This window comes from Bacillus glycinifermentans (assembly GCF_001042475.2).
In the GTDB taxonomy this organism is placed as follows: domain Bacteria; phylum Bacillota; class Bacilli; order Bacillales; family Bacillaceae; genus Bacillus; species Bacillus glycinifermentans.
In genome coordinates, this window is record NZ_LECW02000067.1 from 101,013 (window position 1) to 116,456 (window position 15,444).

A 15,444-nucleotide genomic window follows, 5' to 3' on the forward strand; every position below is an offset into this window, starting at 1 on the left:
AATGAAAAAGATGCTGGTTGTATAGACCTGATCAATGTTTAAGCAAGCATTTCCCGAGGTAATGATCGAATATCTTTACGAAAGGAGAGAACCTATGTTTTCTTTTATCATCCATGTTTTCGTCTCATTGTTTGCCGTCACAAATCCAATCGGCAATGTTCCACTCTTTTTGGCTTTGACTGAGGGCTATCAAGCGGAGGAGCGCACCGCTTTGGCGAGAAAGGCTGCCATTTTGTCATTTCTTATTTTAATTGCGTTTCTCATCTTCGGCGAATTTATCTTCCGGCTTTTTGCTATTAACATCCATGCGCTCAGGATCGCAGGCGGCATCTTTATTTTCGGAATCGCCTACAATCTGCTCAATGCCAAGCAATCGCACGTTCAGTCGCTCCACAAAAATGAGCATCGGGAAAGCAAAGAAAAAGAGGATATTTCCGTGACGCCTCTCAGCATTCCGATTATTTCCGGACCGGGAACGATCGCCACTGTGATGAGCCTTTCGGCGGGAAGCCGCAGCCTGATTCATTTCGGCGGAATGATCGTCGGGATTGCTGCCGTGCTGCTATTGACCTTTGCAGCCTTTCATTATTCCACGATTATCGCAAAAAGGCTCGGACAGACGGAGATGAACGTCATCACGCGGCTGATGGGCCTGATCTTGGCGGTGGTCGCCGTCGGCATGATCGGAACGGGGCTGAAAGGAATGTTTCCGGTTTTGGCGGGATAAAGCAAAAAAGCTGCACGGTCTGCAGCTTTTTTTTTACGGCTTGGGCACGTATTTGAAGATGTCTTCGCTTTCAAGGAAATCAATCAGGTTGTCAAGCCATTGGCAGTAATCGAGCCATTTTTTCGTTTCTTCTAGCAGGTCGTTGATCTTCTCCTCTGTTTCGGGTGAAAGACTGTCCTCTTCAAGCGCATCCAACAGCTCTTTTCTTATCTTTTTTCCGATCATCCGGTTTTTTTTGACGACCTTGCTCCAATTGGCGGTAAACAGTGAAATAAACGTCTGGTAATAATCCTGTTCGACATCGTACAAGTCTTTGCGGACGCCTTTTTCAAAGACCTTTTCCGCTATATTTAAGTCGAGCATTTCGCGTACGACCTGGCTCATTCTCGTTTTGCTCATGCCCGTCGCATCGGACAGTTCGTTTAACGTCAGCGGCTTTCTGTTCATGTAGATGATTCCCAAAACGCGGCCGACAGTTGATGATATACCGTACGTATTCATGTTTTCAGCGATTTTTTCGATAAAATGCTCCTTCGCTTGTTCAACCGTTTGCAAAGCTTTTTCTTCCAAAGCATATCATCCCTTCAGACAGCCAATTTTAATGCCAATATATCATAAATGACTTTCCTCTTGAAAACAATAAAACATCAGTAAATGAAAGAAAACGGCAGTTATTCTAAGAATGGCCGATCTCATCAGGACTGAATATATTTTTTATGTCTTATTCAAATAATATGAACACATTGTAAACTTTTTATTTTACAAAGTGTATTTTATAATGGATGAGATGTTGCAATTTTAAAAAAATATTCAAGCGGAGGTGTGCTGATGCTGAAGTTAGACAATGTATCCAAGGTTTATAAAGGCGGCAAAAAAGCCGTCAGCAATATCAACCTTGATATAGAAAAGGGTGAATTCATCGTCTTTATCGGGCCCAGCGGATGCGGGAAGACGACGACGATGAAAATGATCAACCGGCTGATTGAGCCGACTTCAGGAAGCATTTACATCGATGGAGAAAACATTTTGGATCAGGATCCCGTCCAGCTGCGCCGGAAAATCGGCTATGTCATTCAGCAAATCGGGTTGTTTCCTCATATGACGATCCAGCAAAATATTGCCCTTGTGCCAAAGCTTTTGAAATGGCCGGAAGAAAAAAGAAAACAGCGGGCGGAAGAATTGCTTCAGCTCGTCGATATGGGACCGGAATATTTGGACCGCTACCCGCACGAATTAAGCGGCGGACAGCAGCAGAGAATCGGGGTGCTGAGGGCGCTTGCGGCCGAGCCGCCGTTGATTTTAATGGATGAACCTTTCGGCGCGCTTGACCCGATCACACGCGATTCGCTTCAGGAAGAGTTTAAAAAACTGCAGAAATCGCTGAACAAAACGATCGTGTTCGTCACCCATGACATGGATGAAGCGATTAAGCTCGCCGATCGGATCGTGATTTTGCGGGCGGGTGAAATCGTTCAGGTCGGAACGCCTGATGAGATTTTGCGCCAACCGGCAAACGAATTCGTCGAGGAGTTTATCGGTAAGGAACGGCTTCTTCAGTCGCGGCCTGATGTTGAGTTCGTCGAGCAGGTAATGAATCCGAAACCGGTCACCGTCACAAGCGAAAAAACCCTTTCAGAAGCGATTCAGATCATGAGGCAGCACCGCGTCGACTCATTGCTGGTCGTTGATGAAGCCAACGTGTTAAAAGGCTATATCGACGTCGAAATCATTGACCAAAACCGCAAAAAAGCCGCAACGGTCGGCGAGGTTCTCAATCAGGACGTGTATTCGGTGCAAAAAGACACGCTTATCCGAGATACCGTCCGAAAAATTTTGAAAAGAGGCTTCAAATACGTCCCTGTCCTCGATGAAAACAAACGTCTTGTCGGCATTGTCACAAGGGCGAGTCTCGTCGATATCGTCTACGATTCTATTTGGGGAGAAGAAAAAGACGTCGTCATGAATAACTAAGGAGGCGGAAGGATGTATCAGGTGATTCAATTTTTGCAGCAGAACGGCGGAGAGATGCTTTATAAAACGTGGGAGCATTTATACATTTCCATTTTGGCGGTGCTCTTCGGCATTGTTGCGGCTGTTCCGCTCGGCGTGCTTTTGGCGAGGATGAAAAAGGGAGCGGAGGTCGTGATCGGCGTCGTCAATATCGTGCAGACATTGCCGAGTTTGGCGATCTTAGCGTTTTTTATTCCGCTGCTCGGCGTGGGGAAGGTTCCGGCGATCGTCGCATTATTTTTCTATTCAGTCCTACCGATTCTTAGAAATACGTATACCGGTGTAAAAGGTGTCAATCGAAATTTGTTGGAGTCTGGAAAGGGAATCGGTATGACTGCATGGGAACAGATCCGCCTCGTCGAACTGCCTTTGTCGGTTCCGGTAATCATGGCGGGAATCAGGACATCGACCGTCTACTTGATCGGGTGGGCGACGCTCGCTTCGTTTATCGGCGGCGGGGGCCTCGGCGACTACATTTTTATCGGGCTTAACCTGTACCAGCCTGAATATATTATCGCCGGAGCGGTTCCCGTCATTGTATTGGCCGTGCTGATCGATTATATCCTTCAGAAAACCGAAAGCAAAGTCACGCCTGAAGGATTAAAAGGGATGAAGGAAGTATCGTAAGGAGTTGGCTTATATGCAGAAGAAAACATTGAGGCTGATGTGCGCCGTTATGCTGGTGTTCTCGCTTCTCGCGAGCGGCTGTGCGCTCCCGGGACTGGGCGGGGCGTCTGACAAAACGATTAAAATCGGCGCACAAAGCATGACGGAATCCGAGATTCTCGCCAATATGCTCTCCCGGCTTATCGAGCATGATACAGATTTAAATACGGTGCTGGTGAAAAACCTCGGTTCAAACTATGTACAACACCAGGCGATGCTCGGCGGAGATATCGATATTTCCGCAACGCGCTATTCCGGAACAGACCTGACGAGCACGCTCGGCAGGAAAGCGGAAAAGGACCCGGAAAAAGCGCTCAAAATCGTTCAGAAGGATTTTAAAAAGAAATTTGCTTATAAATGGTTTGATTCCTACGGGTTTGATAATACGTACGCGTTTACGATCACGAAGAAACTGGCCGAAAAAGAACGCTATGAAACGATTTCTGATTTGAAAAAAGACGCGGACACGCTCAAGCTCGGCGTTGACAATGCCTGGCTGAAACGAAAAGGCGACGGTTATGAAGGATTTAAAAAAACGTACGGCTTCGGATTCGGTTCAACGTTTCCGATGCAGATCGGGCTTGTCTATGACGCCGTCAAAAACGGCAAGATGGATATCGTCCTCGCTTATTCAACGGACGGCAGGATCAAAGCCTATGATCTGAAAATATTGAAGGATGACAAGCGTTTTTTCCCGCCGTACGACTGTTCGCCCGTCGTTCCGGAGAAAGTGCTGAAGGAGCATCCCGAACTTGAAGGCGTCATCGATAAATTGATCGGAAAAATCGACACTGAGACGATGCAGGAGCTCAATTACGAGGTCGACGGAAAACTGAAAGAGCCGTCTGTCGTCGCCGAAGAATTTTTAAAGAAACACAACTATTTTCAGTAAAAAAGGATGGTGATGTAGCAGATGGAAGTCCTTCAACAGCTTTGGACATACTACGCGCAAAACGGAGGCTACGTTCTTCAGGAATTTTTCCGCCACTTTTTAATGTCGGCGTACGGCGTGCTGTTCGCTGCGATCGTCGGCATCCCGGCAGGCATTTTGATCGCGAGGTACCGCAATATCAGCGGCTGGGTTTTTGCCATTACAAATGTGATTCAGACGATACCGGCGCTGGCGATGCTTGCCGTGCTCATGCTCGTCATGGGGCTAGGGGCAAACACGGTTATCCTGTCTTTATTTCTGTATTCGCTTCTGCCGATTATCAGAAACACCTATACGGGAATCGTCAGCATCGAACATGCCTATCTCGAATCGGGCAAAGCGATGGGCATGACGAAGCTGCAAGTACTGCGGATGGTTGAGCTTCCCCTGGCGATGTCCGTGATCATGGCCGGCCTTAGAACCGCTTTGGTGATCGCGATCGGCATCACCGCCATCGGAACGTTTGTCGGCGCCGGCGGGCTCGGCGATATCATCGTCAGAGGATCGAACGCCACGAACGGAACGGCGATCATTCTCGCGGGTGCAATCCCGACCGCGCTGATGGCCGTGATCGCTGATCTTTTGATGGGCTGGGTTGAGCGCATGTTAAGCCCGGTGAAAAGCAGCAAAGGACGTACACCAGGCCCTGGAACCGCATAACCACCTTAAAAAAGCCGAAATTTCTTTTAAAAAAGGAAATTCGGCTTTTTACGGTTTTCGCTTCTTGGCTTCAGCGACAAGAAAGTGAAAATACTGCTCAAGATTTAAAATATCCTCACGGGAAAGGCAGTCCCACTTTTCCGCGTCAAACAGCCACAACTCCCCTGCGTCCAGTTCATCTGCGATATCGCAAATGGTGCGGTAGCCCGGCGGCTTTTCGCGGATTTCGCCAGCCCTCATGTAGCCTGCGATGTCCATCAGCTGTTCATAAGGGATCTTTAAGGCTTCTGCCAGCTTTTTGATTGTCGCCGGTTTCGGGACTCCGCGGTGTCCGTTTTCGATCCTGGAGATCGCGGCAGCGCTCACACCGGCATACATCGCCAGCTGATTAACCGATAATTTCCTTTGTTCCCGCAGTTTTTTAAGCTGCTCTCCAAACATCGTCATCGCCATAACCTCGCAATCTTATGATATGTACATTTTAATGCAAATGTTGACTAAAGGAAACAGTTTAATGGGAAAAATATTGACAAAAGTTAACATAAGGGATAAAATAGCAGCAAGAAAGTGTACGGGCTAAAAAGAGGAACGATGGCAGAGGATCAGGATTTGCCGTCACGGCTTTTTGCTTCCTGAACAAGAAAGTCGAAATATTTGTCAAGGTTTTCAATGTCCTTTTTCGAAAGGAGCTTCCATTTTTCGCTGTCGAACAGAGACAGATTCTCCAAGCCGTGCCGGGAGACGACATCATGGATGGTATCATAGCTGCTCCTTGATTCCTGCACCGTTGTGGCGCTGATATAGCCGGCTGATGCCATCAACTCCTCATACGGAATTTTCAGAGCGTCTGCAAGCTTCCTGATCGTCGCCGGTTTGGGAACACCGCGCTTCCCGTTTTCGATTCTCGAAATGCCGGCGGAGCTGACACCGGAATACATGGCAAGCTGATTGACGGTTAGTTTTTTCCGTTCTCTTAATTGTCTTAAATGACTTCCAAAGTTTGTCATGGCTAAAACCTCGCAATCTCTTATTATCAAATATTTTAGTATGAATATTGACTATAGGAAACATCTGGATGAGAAAAGTATTGACAAAAGTTAACAAAGTGTATAAGGTGGATATAGATAAAAAGAAATATATAATCTGGCAAGGGGGAGGTAAAGTGGTAAAGAAGATCCATATCAAAAGAGATTTTGTTCTTCAGTATATGATCGAACATAATCTTTCCTTAAATCAGCTTGCCATCGAAATCGGCGTATCCCCGGCAACACTGAGCAGAGTTTTAAATGGAGAAAGGAGGCCGGGCCAGCTTGTCATCGGCAAAATGATTCATTACTTCAACAAGAAATTCGAAGATCTCTTTTATTATCAGGATGTTGACAAAAGTCAATGAACAAAGGAGAAAAGGAGGCATTTCACAAAGTGAAAAATACCGGAATCGTAAGGAGAATCGACGAGCTTGGAAGGGTGGTCCTCCCGGTTGAAATGCGCAAGGTGCTGAATATTGAGGAAAAGGACCCGCTTGAAATATACAGCGACGGAGACAGCATCATTCTCACGAAGTACGCTGCCAACATGGCATGTCTGATGACAGGAGAAATCACGACGCAGAACAGAGCGTACGCCGGCGGCAAAATCGTGCTCAGCCCGCGTGGTGCAGAGCTGCTTTTGGAAGACATGATGGAGGCGCTGTCGAAAAAGAAATAATGTTACATATCATGAAGCGGCGATCTTTCCGCTTCTTTTTGTTTTAGGACACACCGGAGCCGTAAAAAATAAAAAAGACGCACAGACAGCTCGTGACATGCACTTCGTTTTCATGTAAAATAAAAATATTGTCAGCCAGTTTGTCTGGAGGTGTAGGGAATGGCCACATTTTTAACTGCATTATTAGTGATTGTCAGTATCGTACTAATCATTGTCGTTTTGCTGCAATCCAGTAAAAGCGCCGGGCTGTCTGGTGCAATTTCCGGGGGAGCTGAGCAGCTTTTCGGAAAGCAGAAAGCAAGAGGGCTCGATTTGATTCTTCACCGCATTACGGTCGTATTGGTCGTGCTTTTCTTTTTCCTAACGATTGCGCTTGCTTACTTTGTATAAGGCAATGAAGCATGAGGTCTGATGTTGAAGTCAGACCTTTTTTCTTATTTAACGGATGAAAGTTTGTTTCCGTTTGAAACGTGGAAGAATAGATATGAAAAGGAGAGACTGTAAATCATGAAAATCGTCAAACCACAACCTTTTACATTTAAAGGCGGAAAAAAAGCCGTCCTTCTTTTGCACGGGTTTACCGGAAACACGGCGGATGTGCGCATGCTCGGAAGGTATTTGAATGAAAGGGGCTATACGTGCCACGCCCCGCAATATAAAGGACACGGGGTGCCGCCGGAAGAGCTTGTACATACAGGTCCGGAAGATTGGTGGAAAGACGTCATGGACGGCTATGACTATTTAAAATCGGAAGGATATGAACAAATTGCGGCTTGCGGACTGTCTCTCGGAGGGGTTTTTTCGCTGAAATTGGGTTACACTGTACCCGTGAAGGGAATTGTCCCAATGTGCGCGCCGATGTACATCAAAAGCGAAGAAACAATGTATCAAGGCGTCCTTGATTATGCCCGGAATTATAAGAAGTTCGAAGGAAAATCCGCAGAACAAATTGACGCGGAAATGGAAGAATTCAAAAAAACGCCGATGAACACATTAAAAGCATTACAGGAGCTGATCGCAGATGTCAGACATCATGTCGATATGATTTATTCGCCGACATTTGTGGTGCAGGCCCGCCATGATCATATGATTAATACGGACAGCGCGAACATCATCTACAACGAAGTCGAGACGGATGATAAGCAAATCAAGTGGTATGAAGAATCAGGACATGCTATCACTTTGGATAAAGAGCGGGACACGTTGCACGAGGATGTGTACAGGTTTTTAGAAACGCTGGATTGGCAGACATAAGGAGGTCTGGTTAGTGGAAAAAGAAGAATTTATGGATAAGCTTCTCGCCTTTATGAAGGAAGAAGCGTATAAACCTCTGACAGTTCAGGAACTGGAGGAGATGCTCGAAATTACGGATGCAGATGAATATAAAGAGCTTGTTAAAGCCCTCGTCACTTTAGAGGAAAAAGGGCTTATTGTCAGGACGAGAAGCAACAGATACGGGCTGCCGGAAAAAATGAATTTAATTAAAGGGAAGATTTCCGCGCACGCCAAGGGCTTCGCGTTCCTCCTGCCCGAGGATCCTTCCTTTGACGATGTCTTCATTCCGCCGTCCGAGCTGGGGACGGCGATGAACGGCGATACCGTCCTCGTCCGTCTCAGCACGCAGACCGGCGGAACAAAAAAAGAAGGAACCGTGATCCGGATCGTTGAACGAAATATCGAGACGGTTGTCGGAACTTATACTGAGACGAAAAGCTTCGGCTTCGTCATTCCGGATGACAAAAAAATTACGAATGACATCTTCATCCCGAAACACGCCAAAAACGGCGCAGTCGAAGGACACAAAGTCGTCGTCCGCCTGACAAGCTATCCTGAAGGCCGGATGAGCGCGGAAGGAGAAGTCGTTGAAATTCTCGGCCATAAAAATGATCCGGGGATTGACATCCTCTCCGTCATTCATAAGCACGGGCTGCCGGGAGAATTTCCCCCTGAGGCGATGGAGCAGGCGAACGAAACGCCGGAAAAGATCGATGAGAACGATCTTAAAGGAAGACGGGATTTGCGCGATCAAACGATCGTGACGATCGATGGCGCAGACGCGAAAGATTTGGACGATGCGGTCACCGTCACAAAGCTGAAGAACGGCCACTATAAGCTCGGCGTTCATATTGCCGATGTCAGCCACTATGTCACAGAAGGCTCGCCGATCGACAAAGAGGCGTATGAACGGGGAACGAGCGTCTACCTCGTCGACCGGGTGATCCCGATGATTCCGCACAGGCTGTCAAACGGGATCTGTTCATTAAATCCGAAAGTAGACAGACTGACGATGTCCTGTGAGATGCTGATTAACAAGCAGGGCCAGGTTGTCGAGCACGAAATTTTCCAAAGCGTCATCAAAACGACCGAGCGGATGACGTATTTAGACGTCAACAAAATCCTGGTCGATGATGATCAAGAACTGAAGCAGAAGTATGAAGCGCTTGTGCCGATGTTCAAAGATATGGAAGAGCTTGCCGCCGTTTTGCGCGAGAAGCGGATGGCCCGCGGAGCGGTCGATTTTGACTTTAAGGAAGCGAAAGTCCTCGTCGATGAAGAAGGAAAGGCAAAAGACGTTGTGCTGCGGGAGCGGTCAACGGCAGAAAAGCTGATTGAAGAGTTCATGCTTGTCGCCAATGAAACAGTCGCTGAGCATTTTCACTGGATGAACGTGCCGTTTATTTACAGGATTCACGAAGATCCGGATCAGGAGAAGCTGCAAAGGTTTCTCGAGTTTGTCACGACGTTCGGCTATGTCATCAAAGGAACAGCGGGGAACATCCACCCGAAAGCGCTGCAAAAGGTATTGGATGATGTCCGGGACACGCCTGAGGAAGCCGTCATCTCAACGGTGATGCTCAGATCAATGAAGCAGGCCAAATACGACCCGCAAAGCCTCGGACATTTCGGGCTGTCGACGGAGTTTTACACGCATTTCACATCACCGATCCGCCGCTATCCCGATTTAATCGTTCACAGGCTGATCAGGACGTATTTAATTCAGGGGAAAACGGATGAGGCGACACGGGAGAAGTGGGCCCACCTTCTACCTGACATTGCGGAGCATACCTCCAATATGGAGCGCAATGCGGTCGATGCAGAGCGGGAAACGGACGATCTGAAAAAAGCCGAATATATGATGGATAAGATCGGCGAAGAATTTGACGGCGTCATCAGCTCGGTCACAAACTTCGGGATGTTCGTCGAACTTCCGAACACAATCGAAGGGCTGGTGCATGTCAGCTTTATGACCGACGATTTTTACCGCTTTGACGAACAGCACTTCGCCATGATCGGCGAAAGAACGGGCAACGTCTACCGGATCGGCGACGAAATCACGGTGCGCGTCGTCGATGTCAATAAAGAAGAGCGAAACATCGATTTCGAAATCGTCGGCATGAAAGGGACGCGCCGCCGGAAGAAACCGGATGACAAGAAGAAGTCAGACGTCAAGAAAAAACCGGCGTCCGAAGAAAAAGGCGACTGGTTCACCCGGCCGAAAAAGAAAAAAATAAAGAAAAAACGCGGGTTTCAAAACGCGCCGAAGCAAAAAAGAAAAAAGAAGAAAAAATAGCGGCACACTTCGGAAAAGGCGGCGAATTGTAAGACAGACGCCGATTTGATAGAATAATACGTATTCGCTGCCTTTTCAGGAAGGAAAGAAGCAAGCGGGAGGAGGTTGCCGTATGCCAAAGGGAGAAGGGAAGGTCGTTTCCCAAAATAAAAAAGCAAATCACGATTATTTTATAGAGGAAACATACGAAACAGGCATCGTTCTGCAAGGAACCGAGATCAAATCGATCCGCGCCGGCAAGGTGAACTTAAAGGACTCTTTCGCCAAAATCGAGAGGGGAGAAGTGTTCCTGCATAATATGCACATCAGCCCGTACGAGCAGGGAAACCGCTACAATCACGATCCGCTGCGGACGAGGAAGCTTTTGATGCACCGCAAGCAGATCAACAAGCTCATCGGCTTAACGAAAGAGCAGGGGTATTCGCTCGTGCCGCTCAAATTGTATTTGAAAAACGGCTTTGCCAAAGTGCTGCTCGGTCTTGGAAAAGGGAAAAAGAAATTCGACAAACGGGAAGACCTGAAGCGGAAAGACGCGAAGCGCGAAATCGAAAGGGCTTTTCGCGACAGGCAAAAAGGGTTGATGTAAAGCCTGGATGTATGTTATCATATTTGAACGTGATCACAGAGATTACCATTTCAATCTCGCCGTGATCTTGTTATAATAATGATGCAGCCAGTTTTTCCGTATACCTTGTTTACAAGGGGACGTTACGGATTCGACAGGGACGGATCGAGCTTGAGCTGCGAGCCGAGAGGCGATCTCGTAAAAACGCACCTAAATATAACTGGCAAATCTAATAACCAGAACTTAGCTTTAGCTGCCTAATTAGCGCAGCGAGCTCTTGCCCGCATCGCCTATGTGCCGGTACAGAGCCCATAACCAAGTAGGCTACGCTTGCGCCTCCGTCTGAGGGCGCAGGAAGAGATTCATCAGACTAGCTCTCTGAGGGCCCGCCCGCAGGCACGACGATGAGCGAATTTAAATTTGCAGGGCTACGCTCGTAGACGCTGAAGTATCGACGTTTCTGGACGTGGGTTCGACTCCCACCGTCTCCATACATGTTTTGAAACCCCAGTGTTATCAAGACATTAGGGGTTTTAATTTTATTTATGGCAACACTTTGGTAACATTTTAAAAAATTTTATCGTTTTCCATGAGTGAGACAATTTCACTTTGTTGAGAAGGGTAAAGGTGACTGTAAGTGTTTAAAGTTTCGGCTACATCCTTATGCCCTAACCTTTGTGATATTATCAACGGGTTGCAATTTTTATTAATCAGATAAGAGGCATGTGAATGACGAAACTCATGTAGAACGATTCTTTTAACCCCAGATGCTTTAATATATTTTTCGTATCTTCTATCTATAGTGCTGGTTGACAGGCTACTATAAAAAGAACCAAATACCCTATAATCTGGTTTTAATGGCGCTGTTTTTTCGGCGTCCTGTTTAAGTTTTTTTAACAACTCCATTACATGCGTTGGCATCAAAATAAACCGAATTGATGACTTTGATTTTGGTTTGGTTATTTCCCTATTATATTCGGTTTTTGTTATGTGAATAGTGTTATCCTCAAAATTTACATCATTCCATTGAAGCGCAAGCAATTCCCCTTTTCTAGCGCCTGAAAAATACATTGTTGTAAAAAATGCTTTGTACATTAGATCATCAACTACAGATATAAACTGTTTAAACTCTTCGAAAACCCAGTAATTAAGACGTTTATTAGGTTCTACTTCAAAATTACCTGCTATTCTGGCGGGATTACTCTTTACTCCATAAAATTTTATTGAAAAATTAAAAACAGCCGAGAGTGTTGTATGTATCTTCATTAAAAAATCGGGAGAATATTTTTTTATAATTTTGTTTTGGTATTCCATGACGTTTTTAGGAGTTATAAGGTTTATTTTTGATACCCCAAATTCCGGAATTAAGTGGTTATAAAGAATATTTTTAATCACTTGTATTGATGATTTTTTTCTTCTTACTTTGTACCAATCAAAATAGCCTTCCGCTGCTTGTCTAAATGTTATATTTGAGTTTGTTTCTGTTTGGATAAGTGCTTTTGCTTCGGCTTCCTTTGCCTCTTTCTTAGTTTTGAATCCGCGCCTTTTAATTTGTTTGGTGCTACCATCATTTTGCTTTACTCTAACTACAAAAAAATATGTCTTCCTTTGTTCATCTTTGTATACGGGCATTGTCTAACCTCCAATATAAGAATGTACGTTCGTTTTCGAAGTAAAAAATTAAAGGTTTAAAGATGACAAATCTTTCAAATGACAAACCTCCAGAGGAACATTATTTAATTTCGCAGCATCCTGGAGTGTCATGCCCGTATATCTATATTCCTTTAGCTTCTTATCAGGTAATAAGAGTTCGACAGCATATGTATTCGCTTCGACTTCCATTTTATCAACGGAAAAAAGGGTATTTTCACGCATAAAAGGCGTGTTTGCTCTAGGATGTTCTTGGGAGTGACCGAATTCATGAGCGCACGTGAAAATTTGTTGTGGTTTAGGTAAATTTTCATTGATAACAATAAATTTGTTTTTTCTTGAATATTTATAAAATCCTCTTATCTCATCATGAAGATCCCAAAATAAGACATTAATGTTCAAAATTGAAGCTAATTCGAAAGGATTATTTGTTTTGTATTTTTCTATAATCTTTTCTACATGTTTTTTGATCATTTGATTGCCCCCGCCCCTAATTTTATTCTTTCTCTCTATACTTTTTAGGAGTGAATTTTCTATTTATTATTTTCGTTTGCCTTTCAATGTACTCCATAGCCTCCATTAATGATTCAATCGCTTCTGGACTCATCGGCTCTCCTGAAAAGCTAAGCCCATCACTGTGCATTAAATCATTTCTTATTTGCTCCATTCGTTTAGCTATATCCTTTTCTTCTTTTGGGGAAAAGTCGTCTTTAACTTGATTTCCAAGTAATTCATCGATACTGACGTCATATAATTCTGCCATTTTTTTTAATGTTTCTGTATCTGGATCTCGGTAATCCCTTTCATAACCCGACAGAGTTCCGTTGGAAATACCAAGTTTTTTTGCAGCTTCAATCTGCTTAAGCCCTTTTTTCTCTCTCGCTTCTTTTAATTTAATCCCTAATTTTTTCATTGTTAGCACCTCGCATAAATAATTTAACACTTTTAAGCGTTCCGTTAAATATTTTATGCGAAAAGCATAAAAAAATACACAAAAATATTGACTTAAGCGATTCGCTTAATTTATAATAAGAGTCAGTTAAGCGTAACGCTTATTGAAAGGATGATGCAGGTGCCTTTATATAAGGAGATAGAGAAAATACGCAAGGATAAAGGTATTACAAAAACCCATATATCAAGATCATTCAATAAAACTCCAGCCTGGTATTCTGCAATATCAAAAGGGAAAAGACAGCTCAAGGCAGATGATCTTGAAAAAATGGCAGAAATATTGGGAGTTGCTCCGAAAGATTTTTTTAAATAAAAATTAAGCGTTACGCTTAAAAAGGAGGGTGTGAATATGTATTCAACTTTATTTATTACTCGTAAAGAAAAAAGAAAATCTCAAAAAGAACTTGCAAAAGTGCTTAATATTCATGCTCAAAGCTATCACTTAAAAGAGGCGGGGAAAAGAGAATTTACTCTATCAGAAGCCAAAAAACTGGCGCACTATTTTAACACCTCGCTTGATAATCTTTTTGGGGACAATAGGAGGTCAATATAGTGAAACGGATTCAATTAACAGATGGAATGCCTTCAAACATTTCCAAAAATGAGCTAAAACAAGAAACACTCGAACTTTTAAAGGCAGTCATTAAGGAATGCTCAAAAAGTGGTTTAAGTTATGTTGAAATTAATAAAGCTCTGCACCTTGCAGATGAAGAGCTTTATAAAAGTGTTATTCATAGGTCATGTATCAATTTTCATAAATGAGTCAATCAGAAGGGGAACAAAATGAAACTTTTAGGAGGTCACATAGATGGAAAATCAATTAGTTTTTGTTAAGGAAAATATTGCTGTCACAGACAGCTTAACAATTGCTGAAATGTTTGGTAAACGACATGACCATGTTTTAAGGGATATTGAAAATCAAATGGTGTTAGCTGGTGAAGAATTTTCAGCCCCCAATTTTGGGGAGTCAACTTACACCAACGAAAGAGGTCGCACTTACCCAAAATACGACCTAACCGAAGAAGCATTCACATTGGTTGTGTTCGGCTATAACACAAAGGAAGCTGTTCAAACCAAAATCAAATTTATCCAAGAATTTAAGAGGATGAAAGAATACATCCAGAAACAGCAGCAACCAAAGGCAATGAATGCAAAAGAAAGCATACTTGCAAACATGAAACTAACCATCCAGCTTAACGATGATGTTGACGGGATGAAGGAAGACATAAAGCAACTTCGTCATGATCTCGATAAAAAATTGACACTCGATTACTCTCAGCAGCAAGCCATGAGGAACGCAGTGAACAAACGTGTGCATAAGCTCTGGAATGAAAATAAGGTCGACAAAACATTCTATGAAACGACCAGAAGAGTTTATGCAGCATTATGGAAGAACCTAAAAGATGCGTACAGAGTAAACGCCTATCCGAACATCCTGCAAAAAGACTTTGAAGAAGCGATGAGCTTCATTGAAGGATGGAGACCGATTTTTAACGGAAATCAATCTGTGTAGGAGGAATAAAAGATGAAAAAAATAGATCAGCTGTTGGAAAAGCAAGACAAACTACTCGAAGAAGTGGAATTTTATTTAGAAGCTTTTCAAAACGAATCACCAATTAGAACTATAGTGACAGATAAAACTACACCAAGCGACTTTTTAAAAGGTGAAAAGCTTGAAGATATAGGTTTTGTTTCTGGGATAGATGAAGAAGGCAACGTAGTTTTTGAACAATTCTGGTCAAACAATAAAATCCTTCAATTCACGCTTAAAGGCGAGCTGGTACTTGATCTGCAACTATTAGTATACAACGAAGAAGAAAACAGCCCAGGAAGAAAACTTTCGCAGGCAATCGGGCTTCTCGAAGAGGCTCTTCGCGTACAAACGGATATTGATGAGCTTGAAAGCAGGAGGGGAGAAAAATGAAAATCAAAACAAAAGAATGGCTTGCTTTAAGTGAGGCGGAGCGTTTTATGAAGATTTATCAAGCTTTTGTGAAAACGCAAAA

General features: G+C 44.1%; 22 protein-coding genes and 1 other RNA gene. 17 read left to right on the plus strand and 6 right to left on the minus strand.

The features are described from left to right. The first annotated feature begins 94 nt into the window (after positions 1-94). The gene (locus AB447_RS23745) at positions 95-727 is read left to right on the plus strand and encodes an NAAT family transporter (protein ID WP_048355542.1); all 633 of its coding nucleotides are present in this window, start codon (positions 95-97) and stop codon (positions 725-727) included. Positions 728-760: 33 nt separating this feature from the next. Here AB447_RS23745 and AB447_RS23750 read toward each other — a convergent pair whose 3' ends face one another. Then, positions 761-1,297, minus strand: a complete 537-nt coding sequence (locus AB447_RS23750) for a GbsR/MarR family transcriptional regulator (RefSeq protein ID WP_048406644.1) — start codon at positions 1,295-1,297, stop codon at positions 761-763. Positions 1,298-1,555: 258 nt separating this feature from the next. Between AB447_RS23750 and AB447_RS23755 the strand changes: the two genes are divergently transcribed. Genes AB447_RS23755 through AB447_RS23770 form a run of 4 tightly spaced genes read left to right on the plus strand, consistent with a single transcriptional unit; the run spans position 1,556 to position 4,994 of the window. Beyond that, positions 1,556-2,698, plus strand: coding sequence for a betaine/proline/choline family ABC transporter ATP-binding protein (locus AB447_RS23755; protein ID WP_048354935.1), 1,143 nt, complete (start codon positions 1,556-1,558; stop codon positions 2,696-2,698). Between the two features lie 12 nt (positions 2,699-2,710). Next, positions 2,711-3,364 carry an ABC transporter permease gene (locus AB447_RS23760; protein ID WP_048354934.1) on the plus strand — a complete coding sequence of 218 codons (654 nt, stop codon included), beginning with the start codon at positions 2,711-2,713 and terminating at the stop codon, positions 3,362-3,364. A gap of 13 nt (positions 3,365-3,377) precedes the next feature. After that, positions 3,378-4,295, plus strand: coding sequence for an osmoprotectant ABC transporter substrate-binding lipoprotein OpuCC (opuCC, locus tag AB447_RS23765; RefSeq protein WP_048354933.1), 918 nt, complete (start codon positions 3,378-3,380; stop codon positions 4,293-4,295). A 21-nt stretch (positions 4,296-4,316) separates the two neighbouring features. Then, entirely contained in the window at positions 4,317-4,994 is a 678-nt protein-coding gene (locus AB447_RS23770; RefSeq protein ID WP_048354932.1) for an ABC transporter permease, read from the plus strand. Between the two features lie 48 nt (positions 4,995-5,042). Here AB447_RS23770 and AB447_RS23775 read toward each other — a convergent pair whose 3' ends face one another. Together AB447_RS23775 and AB447_RS23780 are read right to left on the minus strand one after the other, a co-directional pair. After that, entirely contained in the window at positions 5,043-5,441 is a 399-nt protein-coding gene (locus AB447_RS23775) for a helix-turn-helix domain-containing protein (RefSeq protein WP_048354937.1), read from the minus strand. A 155-nt stretch (positions 5,442-5,596) separates the two neighbouring features. Next, positions 5,597-6,001, minus strand: a complete 405-nt coding sequence (locus AB447_RS23780; protein WP_048354931.1) for a transcriptional regulator — start codon at positions 5,999-6,001, stop codon at positions 5,597-5,599. A gap of 200 nt (positions 6,002-6,201) precedes the next feature. On the opposite strand from AB447_RS23780, the gene AB447_RS23785 reads away from it, so the two are divergent. The 7 genes from AB447_RS23785 to ssrA all read left to right on the plus strand — a co-directional run bounded on the left by AB447_RS23785 (position 6,202) and on the right by ssrA (position 11,331). Then, a complete protein-coding gene (locus AB447_RS23785) occupies positions 6,202-6,387 on the plus strand; it encodes a helix-turn-helix transcriptional regulator (protein WP_096892181.1) in 186 nt (61 codons plus the stop codon). A gap of 29 nt (positions 6,388-6,416) precedes the next feature. Further along, positions 6,417-6,701: an AbrB/MazE/SpoVT family DNA-binding domain-containing protein gene (locus tag AB447_RS23790; RefSeq protein ID WP_048354936.1), complete on the plus strand. Its 285-nt coding sequence runs from the start codon at positions 6,417-6,419 to the stop codon at positions 6,699-6,701. 159 nt (positions 6,702-6,860) lie between these two features. Continuing rightward, the gene (gene secG, locus AB447_RS23795; RefSeq protein ID WP_048354930.1) at positions 6,861-7,091 is read left to right on the plus strand and encodes a preprotein translocase subunit SecG; all 231 of its coding nucleotides are present in this window, start codon (positions 6,861-6,863) and stop codon (positions 7,089-7,091) included. A gap of 117 nt (positions 7,092-7,208) precedes the next feature. Further along, positions 7,209-7,955, plus strand: a complete 747-nt coding sequence (locus AB447_RS23800) for an alpha/beta hydrolase (RefSeq protein ID WP_048354929.1) — start codon at positions 7,209-7,211, stop codon at positions 7,953-7,955. A 13-nt stretch (positions 7,956-7,968) separates the two neighbouring features. Then, on the plus strand, positions 7,969-10,272 hold the full coding sequence (rnr, locus tag AB447_RS23805; protein ID WP_057957777.1) for a ribonuclease R: 2,304 nt from the start codon (positions 7,969-7,971) through the stop codon (positions 10,270-10,272). Positions 10,273-10,384: 112 nt separating this feature from the next. Beyond that, positions 10,385-10,858: an SsrA-binding protein gene (gene smpB / locus AB447_RS23810; protein WP_048356477.1), complete on the plus strand. Its 474-nt coding sequence runs from the start codon at positions 10,385-10,387 to the stop codon at positions 10,856-10,858. 115 nt (positions 10,859-10,973) lie between these two features. Beyond that, positions 10,974-11,331: a transfer-messenger RNA gene (gene ssrA, locus AB447_RS25560) on the plus strand. 73 nt (positions 11,332-11,404) lie between these two features. Here the strand turns inward: ssrA and AB447_RS23815 are convergent. From AB447_RS23815 to AB447_RS23825, 3 genes are read right to left on the minus strand one after another with little or no spacing between them, the layout of a single operon-like run. Beyond that, a complete protein-coding gene (locus tag AB447_RS23815; protein ID WP_048356478.1) occupies positions 11,405-12,469 on the minus strand; it encodes a tyrosine-type recombinase/integrase in 1,065 nt (354 codons plus the stop codon). Between the two features lie 48 nt (positions 12,470-12,517). Next, positions 12,518-12,961 (minus strand): ImmA/IrrE family metallo-endopeptidase, encoded by a 444-nt coding sequence (locus AB447_RS23820; protein WP_048356479.1) that lies wholly within the window; start codon positions 12,959-12,961, stop codon positions 12,518-12,520. A gap of 22 nt (positions 12,962-12,983) precedes the next feature. Continuing rightward, positions 12,984-13,400, minus strand: coding sequence for a helix-turn-helix domain-containing protein (locus AB447_RS23825; protein ID WP_048356480.1), 417 nt, complete (start codon positions 13,398-13,400; stop codon positions 12,984-12,986). Between the two features lie 159 nt (positions 13,401-13,559). On the opposite strand from AB447_RS23825, the gene AB447_RS23830 reads away from it, so the two are divergent. Genes AB447_RS23830 through AB447_RS23850 form a run of 5 tightly spaced genes read left to right on the plus strand, consistent with a single transcriptional unit; the run spans position 13,560 to position 15,362 of the window. Then, positions 13,560-13,751: a helix-turn-helix domain-containing protein gene (locus AB447_RS23830; protein WP_046129141.1), complete on the plus strand. Its 192-nt coding sequence runs from the start codon at positions 13,560-13,562 to the stop codon at positions 13,749-13,751. A gap of 36 nt (positions 13,752-13,787) precedes the next feature. Next, positions 13,788-13,991: a helix-turn-helix transcriptional regulator gene (locus AB447_RS23835; protein WP_048356481.1), complete on the plus strand. Its 204-nt coding sequence runs from the start codon at positions 13,788-13,790 to the stop codon at positions 13,989-13,991. Continuing rightward, on the plus strand, positions 13,991-14,200 hold the full coding sequence (locus tag AB447_RS23840) for a hypothetical protein (protein ID WP_048356482.1): 210 nt from the start codon (positions 13,991-13,993) through the stop codon (positions 14,198-14,200). The genes AB447_RS23835 and AB447_RS23840 overlap by 1 nt, the downstream gene beginning before the upstream one ends. A gap of 46 nt (positions 14,201-14,246) precedes the next feature. Continuing rightward, entirely contained in the window at positions 14,247-14,951 is a 705-nt protein-coding gene (locus AB447_RS23845) for a Rha family transcriptional regulator (RefSeq protein ID WP_048356483.1), read from the plus strand. 12 nt (positions 14,952-14,963) lie between these two features. Continuing rightward, a complete protein-coding gene (locus AB447_RS23850) occupies positions 14,964-15,362 on the plus strand; it encodes a hypothetical protein (RefSeq protein WP_048356484.1) in 399 nt (132 codons plus the stop codon). The last annotated feature ends 82 nt before the right edge of the window (positions 15,363-15,444 follow it).